Annotated in this window: 15 protein-coding genes; 7 read left to right on the forward strand and 8 right to left on the reverse strand. The window is 72.4% G+C overall.

Annotated elements, in window-relative coordinates; genetic code table 11:
* Window positions 1-41: 41 nt before the first annotated feature.
* Complete coding sequence (locus tag ACQ452_RS20155) at window positions 42-1,667, reverse strand: glycosyl hydrolase family 18 protein (RefSeq protein WP_433386675.1); 1,626 nt, start codon at window positions 1,665-1,667, stop codon at window positions 42-44.
* Window positions 1,668-1,839: 172 nt separating this feature from the next.
* On the opposite strand from ACQ452_RS20155, the gene ACQ452_RS20160 reads away from it, so the two are divergent.
* From ACQ452_RS20160 to ACQ452_RS20175, 4 genes are all read left to right on the forward strand, one after another.
* Window positions 1,840-2,334, forward strand: coding sequence for a glutathione peroxidase (locus ACQ452_RS20160; protein WP_433386676.1), 495 nt, complete (start codon window positions 1,840-1,842; stop codon window positions 2,332-2,334).
* 104 nt (window positions 2,335-2,438) lie between these two features.
* Window positions 2,439-2,870, forward strand: coding sequence for a hypothetical protein (locus ACQ452_RS20165; protein WP_433386677.1), 432 nt, complete (start codon window positions 2,439-2,441; stop codon window positions 2,868-2,870).
* Between the two features lie 68 nt (window positions 2,871-2,938).
* A complete protein-coding gene (locus tag ACQ452_RS20170) occupies window positions 2,939-3,613 on the forward strand; it encodes an NADPH-dependent F420 reductase (RefSeq protein ID WP_433386678.1) in 675 nt (224 codons plus the stop codon).
* A 504-nt stretch (window positions 3,614-4,117) separates the two neighbouring features.
* Entirely contained in the window at window positions 4,118-5,413 is a 1,296-nt protein-coding gene (locus tag ACQ452_RS20175; RefSeq protein WP_433386679.1) for an exo-beta-N-acetylmuramidase NamZ family protein, read from the forward strand.
* A 638-nt stretch (window positions 5,414-6,051) separates the two neighbouring features.
* On the opposite strand, the gene ACQ452_RS20180 is transcribed toward ACQ452_RS20175, so the two are convergent.
* Both ACQ452_RS20180 and ACQ452_RS20185 read right to left on the reverse strand, forming a co-directional pair.
* A complete protein-coding gene (locus tag ACQ452_RS20180) occupies window positions 6,052-6,180 on the reverse strand; it encodes a hypothetical protein (protein ID WP_433386680.1) in 129 nt (42 codons plus the stop codon).
* A gap of 147 nt (window positions 6,181-6,327) precedes the next feature.
* Entirely contained in the window at window positions 6,328-6,774 is a 447-nt protein-coding gene (locus ACQ452_RS20185; RefSeq protein ID WP_433386681.1) for an anthrone oxygenase family protein, read from the reverse strand.
* Window positions 6,775-6,864: 90 nt separating this feature from the next.
* Between ACQ452_RS20185 and ACQ452_RS20190 the strand changes: the two genes are divergently transcribed.
* Window positions 6,865-7,443 (forward strand): TetR/AcrR family transcriptional regulator, encoded by a 579-nt coding sequence (locus tag ACQ452_RS20190; RefSeq protein ID WP_433386682.1) that lies wholly within the window; start codon window positions 6,865-6,867, stop codon window positions 7,441-7,443.
* A gap of 272 nt (window positions 7,444-7,715) precedes the next feature.
* Here ACQ452_RS20190 and proC read toward each other — a convergent pair whose 3' ends face one another.
* The 4 genes from proC to ACQ452_RS20210 form a co-directional block, all read right to left on the reverse strand.
* The gene (gene proC / locus ACQ452_RS20195) at window positions 7,716-8,534 is read right to left on the reverse strand and encodes a pyrroline-5-carboxylate reductase (RefSeq protein WP_433386683.1); all 819 of its coding nucleotides are present in this window, start codon (window positions 8,532-8,534) and stop codon (window positions 7,716-7,718) included.
* 72 nt (window positions 8,535-8,606) lie between these two features.
* The gene (locus ACQ452_RS20200; RefSeq protein WP_433386684.1) at window positions 8,607-9,635 is read right to left on the reverse strand and encodes a 6-phosphofructokinase; all 1,029 of its coding nucleotides are present in this window, start codon (window positions 9,633-9,635) and stop codon (window positions 8,607-8,609) included.
* Between the two features lie 164 nt (window positions 9,636-9,799).
* On the reverse strand, window positions 9,800-10,303 hold the full coding sequence (locus ACQ452_RS20205; protein ID WP_433386685.1) for a pyridoxamine 5'-phosphate oxidase family protein: 504 nt from the start codon (window positions 10,301-10,303) through the stop codon (window positions 9,800-9,802).
* Window positions 10,304-10,363: 60 nt separating this feature from the next.
* Complete coding sequence (locus ACQ452_RS20210; protein ID WP_433386686.1) at window positions 10,364-10,861, reverse strand: polyadenylate-specific 3'-exoribonuclease AS; 498 nt, start codon at window positions 10,859-10,861, stop codon at window positions 10,364-10,366.
* A 236-nt stretch (window positions 10,862-11,097) separates the two neighbouring features.
* Between ACQ452_RS20210 and ACQ452_RS20215 the strand changes: the two genes are divergently transcribed.
* On the forward strand, window positions 11,098-11,790 hold the full coding sequence (locus tag ACQ452_RS20215; protein ID WP_204941321.1) for a Crp/Fnr family transcriptional regulator: 693 nt from the start codon (window positions 11,098-11,100) through the stop codon (window positions 11,788-11,790).
* A gap of 58 nt (window positions 11,791-11,848) precedes the next feature.
* On the opposite strand, the gene ACQ452_RS20220 is transcribed toward ACQ452_RS20215, so the two are convergent.
* Window positions 11,849-12,058: a hypothetical protein gene (locus ACQ452_RS20220; protein ID WP_433386687.1), complete on the reverse strand. Its 210-nt coding sequence runs from the start codon at window positions 12,056-12,058 to the stop codon at window positions 11,849-11,851.
* Between the two features lie 164 nt (window positions 12,059-12,222).
* Here ACQ452_RS20220 and ACQ452_RS20225 point away from each other — a divergent pair, with 164 nt between their 5' ends.
* Complete coding sequence (locus ACQ452_RS20225) at window positions 12,223-15,786, forward strand: ATP-binding protein (protein WP_433386688.1); 3,564 nt, start codon at window positions 12,223-12,225, stop codon at window positions 15,784-15,786.
* Window positions 15,787-15,796: the final 10 nt, after the last annotated feature.

The raw sequence follows: 15,796 nt of genomic DNA on the forward strand, positions 1-15,796 counted from the left end.
TGGTCCCTCCCCGCCGGGTGGGTGGTGCGTCGGCGCTCGGCTCAGCCGAGACCGCCCTTGATGGCGCCGATCAGCTCGCCGTTTCCGGTGTCACCGGAGAGCTCCCAGAAGAAGGCGCCACCGAGGCTCTGGTCCTTCGCGTACGTCATCTTTCCGTTGATCGTGGCGGGGGTGTCGTAGCTCCACCAGTTGCTGCCGCACTTGGCGTACGCCGTGCCGGCGATCGTGCCGGTGCTCGGGCAGGTGTTCTTGAGGACCTTGTAGTCCTCGATGCCCTGCTCGTAGGTGCCCGGGGCGGGGCCCGTGGCGCTGCCGCCGGGTGCGGCCTGCGTCACCCCGGTCCAGCCCCGGCCGTAGAAGCCGATGCCGAGCAGCAGTTTGTTTGACGGGATGCCCTTGCTCTTGAGCTTCTGGATCGCCGCGTCGGACCAGAAGCCCTGCTGCGGGATGCCGGCGTAGGAGGTGAGCGGGGAGTGCGGGGCGGTGGGGCCCTGCGCGTTGAAGGCGCCGAAGTAGTCGTACGTCATCGGCATGATCCAGTTGAGGTGCGTCGCCGCCCCGGCGTAGTCGGTGGCGTCGATCTTGCCGCCGTTGCTGCCGTCCGCCGTGATCGCGGCGGTGACCAGCGCGGACGAGCCAAACTTCGTACGCAGCGCGCCGGCCACGTTCTTGAAGGCGTTCGGGCCGCTGCTGTCGCAGGTGAGCCCACAGGCGTTCGGGTACTCCCAGTCGATGTCGATGCCGTCGAAGACGTCCGCCCAGCGCGGGTCCTCGACCAGGTTGTGGCAGCTCTCGGCGAACGCGGCCGGGTTCTGCGCGGCCTGGGTGAAGCCGCCGGACCAGGTCCAGCCACCGAAGGACCAGATCACCTTCAGGTTCGGGTACATCTGCTTGAGCTTGCGCAGCTGGTTGAAGCTGCCGCGCAGCGGCTGGTCCCAGGTGTCGGCGACGCCGTCGACGCTGTCCGCCGCCGTGTACGCCTTCTCGTAGTCGGCGTAGCTGTCACCGATCGTGCAGCGGCCGCCGGTGGTGTTGCCGAAGGCGTACATGATGTGCGTCAGCTTGGCGGCCGAGCCGCTGGTGTGGATGTTCTTGACGTGGTAGTTGCGGGCGTAGACGCCCCACTGCGCGAAGTAGCCGACGACCTTCTTGCCGCTCGGGTCCGGCGGGGGCGTGGTGGGCGGCGGGGTGGTCGGCGGCGGGGTGGTGGGCGGCGCCGAGGTCGGCGGGGTGCTGGTGGGCGGCGCGCTGGTGGGCGGCGGCGTGCCGCCGGCGCACGGGGCGCCGTTGATCGTGCAGTTCAGCGGCGCCCTGTACGCGCCGGTGCCGTTGTAGCCCCAGTTGAACGTGGCACCCGGCGCGAGCGGGCCGGCCCAGCTCTTCTTGACCGCTACGTAGTGGTCGCCGGTGCGGGTGACGTCGGCGTCCCAGGAGCTGCTGACGCTGGTGCCGGACGGCAGGTCGAACTCGATGCGCCAGGTGCTCACCGAGGCGCTCGTCCCGTTGGTGACGGTCACCCGCGTCTCGTGACCGGTCCCCCAGTCCTGCGTCTTGGCGAACCCGGCGGTCACGCTGCCGGCGCCGAACGCGCTGGTCATCGGGATCGTGGCGGCGGTTACCGCCACTACGGCGCCGACCCAGAGGGCCCGGCGGAACGATCTCTTCATGCGGCGTCTCCCTATTAGTTAGGAAACTTTCCAGATTGATGGTGAGACGCTACTCACGCCGCCATCACTTCGTCAAGATGTGCATGTATCGATTTACTCTGGGAGCGTGACCGAGCCGCCCGCCGGCCGCCGGTCGCGGCCACGCCGCCGCGGTGCCGCGTAACCTCGGCCCATGACCGTCTTCGACACCCCGATCGACGCCCTGGCCGGCGGCCCGGCCGACCTCACGCGGCACCGCGGACGCGCGCTGCTGGTGGTCAACGTCGCCTCGCGCTGCGGCCTCACCCCGCAGTACGCCGGCCTCCAGGCACTGCACGACGAGTACGCCGGCCGCGGCCTCGTGGTGCTCGGCGTGCCCTGCAACCAGTTCGCCGGCCAGGAGCCCGGCTCCGCCGCCGAGATCGACGACTTCTGCCAGGTCAACTTCGGGGTGACCTTCCCGCTCACCGAGAAGGTCGACGTGAACGGCCCCGGCCGCCACCCGCTCTACGCGGCGCTGGTGCAGACCCCGGACGCCGAGGGCCACGCCGGCGACGTGCGGTGGAACTTCGAGAAGTTCCTGGTCGCCCCCGACGGCACGGTGGCGGCCCGGTTCGCGCCCACCGTCGAGCCCACCTCGGCCGAGCTGCGCGCCGCGATCGAGAAGGTGCTGCCCCCGGCGGCTTGACCGCCCCCACGGGGCGCCTCCCGGGTGGGCTCGACCGTGCCACTGCGTGCCGACCGGACTACGATCGGCGACACCTTGCATCTGGTCGGGGCGGAGGGGGCGGGATGTTCTTCGCGGTACGGGAGACGCTCCCGCCCGGCGGGGTGCCGCCCGCGCACCACGTCAGCATCCAGGGCCCGCTCGACGCCGGCCGGGTGGTGCTCGACGCCGCGGTGCCCGACGACGTCCTGCGCGACCACGGCCGCCCGCGGCACCTCCCGCCGGCCCCCGGGCACCTCGACGACGCGGGGCGGCGGCGCTTCGTCCTGGACCACCTGCTCGCTCAGGCCGACAGTGCGCCGTCCTACATCCGGATGCCGCCCGAGGACCTGCCGACGTTCGTCTGGGCGCTCTTCGCGGCGGCCCGACCGGTGGTGTTCGCCTGGTCCGACCCGGCGACCGGCGAGCGGGTCGAGCGGGTGGTGGTGCCGGTCCCCCGCGACGGCGATCCGGGCGTCCGGCCCGGGCGGGTCCCGCCCGGGCCCCGCCGGCCCTGACTCCCACCTCGGCCCCCGGACGAGGACCGGTGCGGAACATCGTCGCCGCGAACGGGGTTGGGGATGGCATGACAACTGTGGGACTTATCGGCAGTGGACACATCGGCGGCACGGTGGCAAGGCTGGCGGTGGCCGCCGGCTACGACGTGGTGCTGAGCAACTCGCGCGGCCCGGAGACCCTCAAGGACCTCGTCGAGGAGCTGGGCCCGCGTGCCCGGGCGGCCACTGCCCGCGAGGCCGCGGAGGCCGGCGACCTGGTGGTCGTCACCATCCCGCTCAAGGCGTACCGGGACGTGCCGGTGGAGCCGCTCGCCGGCAAGCTGGTGCTGGACACCAACAACTACTACCCGGAGCGCGACGGCCGGTTCCCCGAGCTGGACTCGGGCGCCACCACCAGCAGCGAGCTGCTACAGCGGCACCTGCCGCAGTCGCGGGTGGTGAAGGTGTTCAACAACATCTACTTCAAGCACCTGCACGCGCTGGCCCGGCCGGCCGGGGCCGACGACCGCAGCGCGCTGCCCGTCGCCGGCGACGACACGGGCGCGAAGGCGGAGGCCACGGCCTTCCTCGACCGGATCGGCTACGACACCGTGGACGCCGGGACCCTCGCCGAGAGCTGGCGCTACCAGCCGGACACCCCGGCGTACGGCAGCATCTACTCCGCCGACCCGGCGAACTGGGAGCGCGAGGCGCCGGCCGACGCCGCCAGGGTGCGCGCCGCCCTGACCGAAGCCACCCGCTGACCGGCCGGTCCGGTCCCGTTCCACCCGCTGACCGGCCGGTCCGGTCCCGTTCCACGGCGCTGACCGGCCCGCCCGGTCCCGTTCCACGGCGCTGACCGGCCCGCCCGGTCCCGTTCCACGGCGCTGACCGGCCCGCCCGGTCCCGTTCGACGGCTCCGACGGCCGCCCCGGTCCGACTCGGACCGGGGCGGCCGTGTGAGCGTGGCTGGGCCGCGACCGCACGACTGACCAGAGCGGACGACGTCGAACGCGACGGGGTGCCGGCCGGGCTGACCGCATTCTCCGCCGGCAGCAACAACGCAGCGCGGCTACCACCTGCGGCACCCGTTCGACGACCCGGACGTCATCGCCGGCCAGGCCACCGTGGGCAGGGAGATCCTGGCCGACGGTCCGCCGCCGGAGCTGGTCCTCGTCCCTGTCCCGCACCGGCGAGCCCTGTAGCTAACCTTCCTTGACGACGCATCTGCATGTAGCTAAGTTTCGACCAACCGATGGGAGGTCGACATGGAGCGCAGAAGGTTCCTGGCCGCGACGGGTGCGGTGACCGCGGGCGCGGTCGCGGCGACGGCCCCGGGTGCGGCCGGGCACGCCGCACCCGGCATCCGGCACGTGGAGACCGGCCTCGACGTGCTCGTCCGCTCCGACTTCGCGGAACTGGCCGGCCAGCGGGTGGGCGTGATCTCGAACCCCACCGGCGTGGACTCGGCCTACCGGCACCTGGTCGACCTGATGCACGCCGCCGGCTCGGTGCGGCTGGCCGCGGCGTTCGGCCCCGAGCACGGCTTCCGCGGCTCGGCGCAGGCCGGCGGAAGCGAGGGCAACGGCATCGACGCCCGCACGGGGATCACGGTCTACGACGCGTACGGCGCCTCGCAGGCCCGGTGGGAGACCATGTTCACCGAGGCCGGCGTCGACACCGTCGTCTTCGACATCCAGGACGTGGGCGTCCGCTTCTACACGTACATCTGGACGATGTACACGTCCATGATGGCCGCCGCCCGCGTCGGCAAGCGGTACGTGGTGCTGGACCGGCCCAACCCGATCGGCGGGCGGGCCTACGGGCCGATGATGACCGCCGGCTACACCTCGGGGGTGGGGCTGAAGGAGATCGTCCAGCAGCACGGCATGACCGTCGGCGAGCTGGCCCGGTTCTTCAACGCGGAGTTCCTGCCCGCCGAGGCCGGCCGCCGCGTCGACCTGCACGTCGTCGAGTGCCGGCACTGGAAGCGCGACCGGCTGGCCGCCGACACCGACCTGCCCTGGGTGATGCCCAGCCCCAACATGCCCACCACCGACACCGCGCTGGCCTACCCCGGCACCGGCCTGTTCGAGGGCGTCGCCTCGCTCACCGAGGGCCGGGGCACCTGCAAGCCGTTCGAGCTGATCGGCGGGCTGGCCGACGACTTCGACTACCACTGGTCCGACCGGCTCAACGCCCGCGGCCTGCCCGGCGTCGAGTTCCGCGAGGCGTACTTCACGCCGACGTCCGCCGGGCAGAAGCCCGCGCTGCTCAACAAGCTCTGCGCCGGGGTCGAGGTCAAGGTCGTCGACCGGGCGAGGTACGACCCGATCCGCGCGGGGGTCGCGATGCTGGTGGAGGCGCGCAAGTACGCGGCGTTCGCCTGGCGGCAGGACTCCTGGGACACCGTGCGGCCGTACTGGATCGACAAGCTGACCGGGTCGCCACGGCTGCGCACGATGATCGACTCCGGTGCCGACGTGGACGACGTCGTCGGCGCCTGGGCCGGCGAGCTGGCCGACTTCAACCGCCGACGCAAGCCGTACCTGCTCTACCGGTGACTCAGGCGAAGACCCAGCTGACGGCGGCCAGGACGAGGTAGGCGACGGGGACCGAGCAGGACGGCACGAGAGCGGCCAGTCGTCGACGCCTCTCGCCCACCCGCGGTGCTCCCGGCACGGGGGCGAAGGGGAGGTGACGAGGTCGCCGTCCCCGTCGCGTGCCAACTCCCAGTGCTCGACGAACGCCAGGACTCCGACCACCACGAACAGCCCGAGGGAGAGCGCCGGGGCGGGAAGGGTCAGTACGGCCGGCAGGCCGGGCCGCTGCCCCCACGGCGACGAGGGGCACCATCAGGGCGGCCAGGGGAAGACCGACCGCCAAGGGGTGACGCATCAGGGGCGACAGCAGCTTGGGCTGGCTCAGGAGCACGAGCAGGAACACCCCGAGGCAGGCGAGCTGGACCGCGTTGCAGCTCAGCCGCTCGCCGCGCGCCCAGGGGGCGACCGCCGCGGTGCCGACGAGCATTGCCAGCACCTGTGCGGCCGAGAGGACCGTGATCTTCCAGACCCCCGTCACGGGCGCCGGTGAGCCGCTCTCGTGGAGCCACCTGGCGTAGTCGGTCGGATCCCGAACGCCTCCGAGGGTGTCTCGCCGGTCTCGGCGCAGTGGGCTTCGACCTCGCCCAGGTGCTCTCCGATCACGGGACGGGCACGTCCCGGAGCCGTAGCTCGATCACGAAGTCGTCGCACCACTTCCGGTCGGCCTGCGCGGACGGGCGCTGCCAGACCTCTCGGGACCCGGCCGGGGTTCGGGGGGTGGAGTTCACGGCGTCCTCTTCTCGGCGCTCCGGGGGGTGGGGCAGTGACAGGTCGTCGCCGGTGTCGCCGGTGGAGAGGTGGTTGCCGACCCTGGTCGAGAACGCCTGCCACTGGGCGAGGCCCTGCGCCAGCTCCGGCGGTGTCGGCCTGCGGGCTCAGGTGAGGGCGGCGACCAGCAGGGCGAAGGCGGCGATGATGACGGCGACGCGGACGTAGTGGAGGCGGTCCCAGCGGTTCATCTGCTGCTTCCAGTCGGCGGGCCGGTTGTCAGGGGTCCACGTCTTGCCCCGGTTGTTGATCGGGACGAGCAGCAGGATCGACATGATCACGCTGAGGATCAGCAGCGCGCCGGCGGTGACGACGAGGCCGTTGCCGTAGGAGCGCCATCCGGCGATGGCACAGACCGCGACGAGGACGAGCGAGGCGATGTACCAGACCGGCATCACGGCGCCGAGCATCCGGCCCCCGTGGGAGCGGCCGAGTTGGCCGCTGTCACCGGGGAGTGCGTTGAGGATCGGGTTGATGACGAAGGCGACGGAGAACTCCACCCCCACCATCAGGCCGACGATCACGATGGCGAAGACCTCGAGTGCGTTGAGCATGATGACCCTTCTGAAATCTAGTGCTGCTAGATGATGAGGCAACGCTAGCACTGCTGCCGCTTGATTATCTAGCGATGCTAGGATCGAATCATGTCGGTACAGGAACGCAAGGAGCGCGAACGGGCGGCGCGCGAGCGCCTCATCGTGGCGACTGCCCGCGAACTCGCCGAGCAGCAGGGCTGGGACGCGGTCACGACCCGCCGGCTCGCCGAGCGCATCGAATACAGCCAGCCCGTCCTCTACAGCCACTTCCGCGGCAAACGCGAGATCATCGGCGCCGTCGCCCTCGACGGCGCCGCCGAGATGGCTGCGGCGCTGCGGGCCTCGGCCTCCGCCGCGGACGGCCCGCGCGCCCGGGTCACCGCCCTCGCCCGCGCCTACCTCGACTTCGCCGCACGCAACCCGGCGGTCTACGACGCCATGTTCGAGCTCGACGGCGGCCTGGCCTTCGCGAGCGAGGACACCCCACAACCTCTCAAGGACGCCTTCGCCGCCCTGTTGGAAAGCCTCGGCGAGGTCGCCGGGGACGGCGTCCACTCGGCACTGTTCACAGAGGTGTTCTGGGCGGCCCTGCACGGGTTGGCCACCCTGACCCGATCGGGACGGCTGCCGCCGGAGGACACCGAGCCGAGGGTGGAGCTGCTGGTGGACCGGCTCGCCGTGGTCTGACACACCATCCCGGCGGGCATGCGGCCGGGGCCCTCGGGCGCCCGCCGCTGCATGCCCATGGCATCGCTTCCGGTCACTCGCGCCCACACGGCGCAGCCGCAGATCGCCGGGCCCATACCTGGACGGGCACCCGCCCGGAAGCTGCGATGCTCATTGATGACGACCCGATACGCGCCCTGACCGGGCCGGTCCGCTCCGCCCAGAATCGGCACCACGGGTCGGCTGCGCCACGGGCTCCAGAGAGCCCCCGGAGGCGGCCGACGCCGAAGAAGTCAGTCGGCCTGGGCGGCCAGTTCGCGGGCGCGGTCGCGGGCCGCCTCCAGGGCCGCCAGCAGCGCCGCGCGTACGCCGTGCTTCTCCAGCTCGCGCACGGCGGAGATGGTGGTGCCGGCCGGCGAGGTGACGGCCTCGCGCAGCTTCACCGGGTGCTCGCCGGAGTCGCGCAGCATCACGGCCGAACCGATGGCGGTCTGCACGATCAGCTCGTGGGCGACCTGCCGGGGCAGCCCGAGCAGGATGCCGGCGTCGATCATGGCCTCGACCAGCAGGTAGAAGTACGCCGGCCCGGAGCCGGAGAGCGCGGTCACCGCGTCCTGCTGCGACTCGGGCACGCGGATGGTCGCGCCCAGGGGTGTGAACATCTCCTCGGCCAGCGCGAGGTGCGCCTCGGTGGCGTGCGCGCCGGCGGAGATCGCGGTCATCGCCTCGTCGACCAGGGCCGGGGTGTTGGTCATGACCCGCACCACGGGCGTGCCCTCGGGCAGCCGGCGGTTGAAGAAACCGGTCGGCAGCCCGGCGCAGAGGGAGATCACGAGCTTGTCGGCGGGCACCTTCGGCCCGATCTCCTCCAGCAGGGTCGCCGCGTCCTGCGGCTTGACCGAGACGGCGATCACCTCGGCCTCGTCCACGGCGGTGAGGTTGTCGACCACCCGGATCCCGTACCGGGCGGTCAGCTCCTCGGCGCGGGCGGGCCGCCGGGCGGTGGCGAGCAGCCGGTCCACCGGCCAGCCCGAGCGCAGCAGCCCGGAGAGCATCAGCTCACCGATCTTGCCGGCGCCGATCACCGCCACCGTGTGCACCGAACCCGCCATCGCGGTCGTACCCCTCTCGCCGTGAGCCGGGTCGCGGCGGACCGGACGGCCCGCCGCGACGCCGTGGGTCGATCAGCTACCGAAGAAGACCTCGGCCTCGGCGTACCGCTCCAGCGGCACGGTCTTCAGCTCGCGGGTGGCCTCGGCGAGCGGCACGCGGACGATGTCCGTGCTCTGCATGGCGACCATCTTGCCCCAGTCGCCCTCGTGGACGGCGTCGATGGCGTGCAGGCCGAGCCGGGTGGCGAGCACCCGGTCGAAGGCGCTCGGGGTGCCGCCGCGCTGGATGTGCCCGAGCACGACCGTGCGGGCCTCCTTGCCGGTCTTGGCCTCCAGCTGCTCGGCGAGCCACTGGCCGATGCCGCCGAGGCGGACGTGGCCGAACGCGTCGAGCTCCTGGTTGTGCAGGACCATCTGGCCGTCGAGCGGCTGGGCGCCCTCGGCGACCACGACGATCGGGGCGTACTGGTGCTGGAAGCGCTTCTCGACGTAGCCGGCGACCTGCTCGACGTCGAACTTGCGCTCCGGCAGGAGGATCACGTTGGCGCCGCCGGCCAGGCCGGCGTGCAGGGCGATCCAGCCGGCGTGGCGACCCATCACCTCGACCACCAGGGTGCGGTGGTGGCTCTCGGCGGTGGTGTGCAGCCGGTCGATCGCCTCCATGGCGATGTTGACGGCGGTGTCGAAGCCGAAGGTGTAGTCGGTGGCGCCGAGGTCGTTGTCGATCGTCTTCGGCACGCCGATCACGTGGACGCCCAGCTCGTGCAGCTTGGTGGCCACGCCGAGGGTGTCCTCGCCGCCGATCGCGATGAGCGCGTCGACGCCCTGCGCGGCGAGGTTGTCCTTGATCCGCTCGACCCCGTTATCGATCTTGAAGGGGTTGGTCCGGGACGAGCCGAGGATGGTGCCGCCGCGGGGCAGGATGCCGCGGACCTCCGCGATGCCCAGGGGACGGGACAGGCCCTCCAGCGGGCCCTTCCAGCCGTCCCGGAAGCCCACGAACTCGTGGCCGTAGCTGGCGACGCCCTTGCGGACCACCGCCCGGATGACCGCGTTGAGACCTGGGCAGTCGCCGCCGCCGGTGAGCACGCCGATACGCATGATCTGCTCATCCTCCTGGGATCAGGTGAAGCCCGATTTGCCCCAGGATATGTGTCGGATCAGACCATCGGCGCCGTTGCCGGCCCGGGGCGGGCCGTCACTGCGCACTGTAGTCGTCGCGGGGATACCCCGACACCGCGCCCCGGGCCGGTTCCACCTACCGGTCAGTAGCTGACCTCGTGGCTCTCCCCCGCCTTCGGCGGCCTGCCGGTCACCGCCGCCTTGGCGAAGCCGAACAGGTTGACCACGGTGCTCGACGGCGAGTCCCAGTACTCCGCGGAGCTGGCGTGCACCCGGATCAGCGTGAGCCCCGGGGTCTCCAGGCCGTCCGGGAACCAGGTCTTGAGCACCGGGCTCCACAGCTGTTCGGCCTTCGCCCGGTCGTAGCCGTCACGGGCCGTGCCCGCCAGCGACACCCACGAGTTACGCCTCGAGTCGGAGAAGGCGACGTTGACCTCCGGGTTCACCCGGATCTGCCGGACCTTGTGGGAATCGGCGTACGCGAAGAACCACAGGTCACCGTCGAACTCCGCCTCCTGCAGCCCCATCGGTCGGCTCACCATGCGCCCGTCCACGGCGTTCGTGGTCAGCATGCAGATGCGCGCCTGCCGGACCAGCTCGGTGACCCGGCGTCGGGCCTCGGCGGCGTTGGTCGGTTCGTTGCTCATGGGACTCTCCCTCACATCGGCTCGACGTCGCACCGGTGCCCGGGACAGAACCGACCAAACCTACGAACCGGTCATCGCCCGCCACCGGGCCAGGTTGTGCCGGGCGTCGACCAGCGCGTCGTGCCGCGCCGCGTCGGCGTCCGGCAGCGGCGGGCGGCCCCGGTCGTCCCAGAGCTGCCGCAGCTCCTTGGTGAACCGGGGGATCTCCCGGGGCAGCGCCGGCATCGCGCCCCACAACTGCGCCAGGACGACATGGTCGTACGCGGCGTACCAGGCCCACAGCTCCAACTGCTCGCCCGGGCGGTCCCGGACGGGCTCGAGGAGGAAGTCGTGCAGCTCGTCGCGGATACGCTCGCGGGAACGCCAGGCACGGTTCGCCGGCGCCGGCAACTTGTCGAGCACGTTGCGGCGCACCCAGGGCACGGCCCGCGAGTCGTCGAACTCGGTCGAGACGGCGTAGAACTCACGGCCGTACTCGTCGACGACGCCGATCGACACCAGGTCGACGAGCCGGCCGTCCTCGATGAACTCGCAGTCGTAAAAATAGCGGTAGACCATCGCCCGTCATCCTCGCCCATGCCCGTCGCACCCCGGCGACCGGGGCGGACGCGCCGGTCGCCGCAGCTCGGGACTGTCACGGAAGTGATTTGAGGGGTGTACAGCAAGCGACGGGACCGTCATGATCTGATGTGTACCGCTACCGGACGCCGAACCGGTGTCATTTCACCTCGTCGAGGGCCTTCAGGTTCACCCGGTGAGCGAGTTGTGGTCCTTGACCGGGGAGGGGTTGTCCCGTGGAAATGCGCCTACCGGAGCCGGGCGACGCGCTCACGGGTGTCGAGATGTTCGCCGGGCTGGAGCCGGAGGTCCGGCAGCGGGTGATCGCCGCGGCGGTCCCCCGGACATACCGCAAGGGCCAGCTGCTCTTCGTCGAGAACGACCCCGGCGAGTCACTCATCGTGTTGCGTCGGGGCGCCGTCGCGGTCTTCCGCACCGCGCCGACCGGCGAACGTGCGGTGCTGTCGGTCATCCGTCCGCCGGACGTGCTGGGCGAGGTCTCCCTGCTTGACGCCTCCACCCGGTCCGCCTCCGCCGAGGCGATCGAGGACTGCGCGGCGCTCGCGCTGTCCCGCGGCGCGTTCATGGAACTGGTGCACTCCAATCCGCGCATCCTCGACGCGGTGATGCGCTCGCTCGGCGGGCTGATCCGCCGCCTGACCGAGCAGAACGCCGACCACGTCTTCCTGGACCTGCCCGGCCGGGTCGCCAAGACCCTGGTGCGGCTGGCCGGCGAGAGCCAGGCGCCGATGATCACCATCGAGCTCAACCAGAGCCAGCTCGCGGAGATGGCCGGCGGCTCGCGGCAGAGCGTCAACCAGGCGATCGGGTCGTTCGCCAGCCGGGGCTGGCTGCGCACCGAGGGCCGGCGGATCGTCGTCACCGACGTGGCCGCGCTGCGCCGCCGGGCCGGCATGAACGAGCGCTGAAGGCGTACGCGGGAAGGGGCCGCAGCGGCTGCCGCGGCCCCTTCCCGTACGTCAGGTGTCAGGGAGTGTTGCTGCCCGGACCGACCCAGTTGGTGCTGCCCGGACCGACCCACTCCGTGCCGTCCTTGCCACCGCCGGACTGCTCGCTGACGACGCCCTGCGCCTGCAACGCGGCCAGCGTGGCGGCGTCCACGTCGACGGAGTCGCCCGCGAGGTGGCTCACCCCGTTGCCGTCGGTCCAGTCGCTCTGCAACATCACGTACACCATCGGAAGATCCCCCTGTGGTCGAGCGTCGAAATTCAGCCGCCTGACTGTAACGGCAGGGCCGGCCGGTGGACTGTCCACAAACCAACAGCCCGGTACCCGACAGCAGCGCAGACGGCGATACTGACACCGCGACGGTGCCGCTCCAGGCACCGGGAGGACCGCCAGTGGAGGGTGTCATCGCCACGCAGTGTGACCGCTGTGGACGCACGGCCGCCACCGGCGACCGCTTCTGCGGCGGCTGCGGCAACGAACTGGGCGCGGTCTGCGCGCACTGCCTGCACCCGCTCGCCCGGGACGTGGCCTTCTGCACCTCCTGTGGGGCGGCCCGGCCGGGGGCCGGGCGCCAGCCCGTCCCGCAGGAGGACCGCCGCCGGGTCAGCGTGCTCTTCGTCGACCTGATCGACTTCACCCCGTACGTCGAGCGGGCCGACCCGGAGCAGGTCCGCGGCATGCAGACCGGGTTCTTCTCGGCCGCCCGCCGGGTGGTGGGGCAGTACGGCGGGGTGGTGGAGAAATACATCGGCGACGCGGTGATGGCCCTGTTCGGCGCCCCGGTGGCGACCGAGACGGACGCGCTGCGCTGCGTGCGGGCCGGCCTGGAACTGCAACGGGTGCTGACCCGCTTCACCCCCACCGGCTCGGACGCGCTGCGCTTCCGGGTCGGGGTCGCCACCGGCGAAGCGCTGGTCGACGTGGCCGCCGCCCGCGACGGTGGCCAGGCGATCGTCGCCGGCGACGTGGTCAACACGGCCTCCCGGATGCAGTCCGTCGCCCCGCCCGGCGGGGTGCTGGTCTGCGGCATGACGCACGCCCTCACCCGGGAGGCGATCCGCTACTCGGAACAACCGCCGGTCACCCTGCGCGGGCGCTCGACGACGACCGAGGTGTGGCTGGCCCTGTCCCCCGTCCGCCGCCAACCCACCGACCGGCAGCCGGACGTCACGCCTCTGATCGACCGGGAACACGAGCTGGGCATGCTGGTCAACGCCCTGCACCGGTCGCTGCGCGACCGGCGCCCGCAGGTCGTCACCGTCTTCGGCCGGGCCGGGCTGGGCAAGAGCCGCCTGGTCCGGGAGCTGTACCGGCACACCGAACAGCTGGTCGACGAGCCGCTGACCTGGCGGATCGGGCGGTGCCCGCCGTTCGGCGAGAACGTGACGTTCGCCGCGCTGGCCGACATCGTCAAGTCCGAGGCCGGCATCCTGGACACCGACCCCGCGTCCAGCGCCGCCCAGCGGCTCGCCTCGGCCGTCGACGAGCTGGTCGGCCCCGGCGAGCGGCAGCGCCTGGTGGACGCCCTGCGACCGCTGGTGGGCCTGGCGGGGACCGCGCTGCCGGCCGAGGAGACCGAGTCGGCGTGGCGGCGGTTCCTGCTGGCGCTGGCCGCGCGCCGACCGACCGTGCTGGTCTTCGAGGACCTGCACTGGGCCGACGACGCCATGCTGCGCTTCGTGGAACTGCTCGGCACCGCAGCCCGGGACGTGCCCCTGCTGCTGCTCTGCACCGCCCGGCCGGAACTCGTCGACCGGGACCCGAGCTGGGCGGGCACGATCACGGGCTCGGCGACCATCACCCTGCCCCCGCTGCGCGACACGGGCATCGCCGCGCTCTACGCCCACATGTTCGGCCGGGCGGCCTTCTCCGCCGACATGCTCACCCCGCTGATCGAGGTGGCCGGCGGCAACCCGCTCTACGCCCACGAGTACGTGCGGATGCTGATCGAGCAGGGCGCGCTGCGCCAGTCCGGGCTGGGCTGGTCACTGGAGAAACACCTCGACCTGCCGATGCCGGAGGGCGTGCACGCCGTCATCGCCAACCGCATCGACCTGCTCGACGCCAAGGAACGCACGGTGCTGCTGGCCGCCGCCGTGGTCGGCGTGCAGTTCTGGCCGGCGGCCGTGGCCGCCGCCCTCGGGCAGTCCGTCGAGTCGGTCGAGCGCGCGCTGCGCCGGCTGGAGCAGCGTGACTTCGTGCACGAGCAGGCCGATTCGACAATGGCCGGGCAGCCGGAGTACCGGTTCCGGCACGTGCTGGTGCGCGACGTCTGCTATCAGCGGCTGCCCCGCACCGAGCGGGTGGCACGCCACGAGCGCACGGCACAGTGGCTGGACATGCTCTCGCAGAGCCGCGACACCGACCTGGCGGAGGTGCTGGCCCACCACCGGTGGGCCGCGCACCAGATCGCCCGGACGCTGGGCCTGGAGGACGGCCGGTTCGCCGCCGCCGCCCGGGCCGCGCTGCACCGGGCGGCCCGCCGGGCGTACGCGCTGCACAGCCTCGACGTGGCGGCGGGCCACGCGGACCGGGCGCTGGGGCTCGCCGACGACTCCGACCCGCTCGGCCGGGCCCAGCTCGAGCTGCTCAGCACGGAGATCTCCTTCTACCGTGACGGCAACGCCTTCCTGTCCCGGGGCGGCCCCGAGCAGGTGCAGGCGCTCGCCGAGCGGCTGCTGGCACAGGGCGACGACGCCTGCGCGGCGCGCGCCTGGACGCTGCTCGGCCAGGCCGCGTGGCTGCGTGCCGACCGGGCCGCCGCCCTGGCCTGCCTGGGCCGGGCCGTCCAGCTCTTCGCCCCGCTGCCGGACAGCCCTCAGAAGGCCGACGCCTACGCCGAGCTGGGCCGGCTGCACATGCTCAACTACGAGCGCGACCCGGCGGTCGCCGCCGCCGAACGGGCGGTGGAGATCGGCGAGCGGCTGGGCCTCACCGAGACCCACACCAACGCCCGGATCACCTCGGCCGTCGCCCGTTACCAGGCGGGTGACCGCTCCGGCCTGGACGATCTGCACGCGATCGTGGAGCTCAGCCGCGCCAACCGGCTGATCGCCCTGCCACGGGCCATCCAGAACCTCGTCTACGCCGTCTGCGAGGAGGGCGACTGGCTGCGCTCGAAGGCGCTGCTCTCGTCGTTGCCGGCGCGCAAGGCCAGCGGGCAGACGCTGACCACCAGCTATTCGGCGGAGGCGATGCGCGCCTGGTTCGAGGGCGACTTCGACCGGCTGCTCGCCGCCGCCGAGGCGTTCGTGGACACCCCGACGGGGAGCTGGGACATGCAGGTGCGGGGCCTGCGCGCGTGTCTGCTGGTGCTGCGCGGCGGGCGGGTGCCGCCGGCGCGCTCGCACTCCGACGACGACGCCGCCGCCACGTTCAGCGACGACGTGGCGGCGGCACTCGACGCCGCCCGGCGCAGCGGATTCCACCGGCCGCACTGGACCATGCTGGGGATGGGCGCGCTCTGCCGGGCGTTGCAGGGCCGCCGCGCGGAGGCGGCAGCGCTGATCGACGAGCTGGTCACCTCCTGGTCGGCCGTGCCCGCCCTGGCCAGCGGCGAGTGGATCGCGGCGGCCGGGTACGCGGCCAGCCTCGCCGGGCGGGACGCGGCCGCCCGGGTGCGCGCGATGCTGGACGCGGTGGGCCACCGTACGCCCTGGTCGGAGGCGGCGCTGCGGACCGTGACCGGTGCGCTGGCCGCCGCGGACGGCGATCACCGCCGGGCCGCCGAGCTGCACCTGGCCGGCGCCGAGATCTACGCCGGCATCCCGGACGTGACCGACCGGATGTTGGCGCTCACCTTCGCGGCCGTGGAGCTGGAGCGGGCCGGCGAGCCGACGGCCGGCCGCGCGGAGCTGGCCGAGCTGCGCGCCTTCGCGCTGCGCAACAACGCCCCCGCCCTGCTCGACCTGCCCCGCCCGCCGAAGAGCCCGGCCGGCCCGGCCCTGGTCTGCTGACACCGGCGGG

Source organism: Micromonospora sp. KLBMP9576 (assembly GCF_050941805.1).
Lineage (GTDB): Bacteria > Actinomycetota > Actinomycetes > Mycobacteriales > Micromonosporaceae > Micromonospora.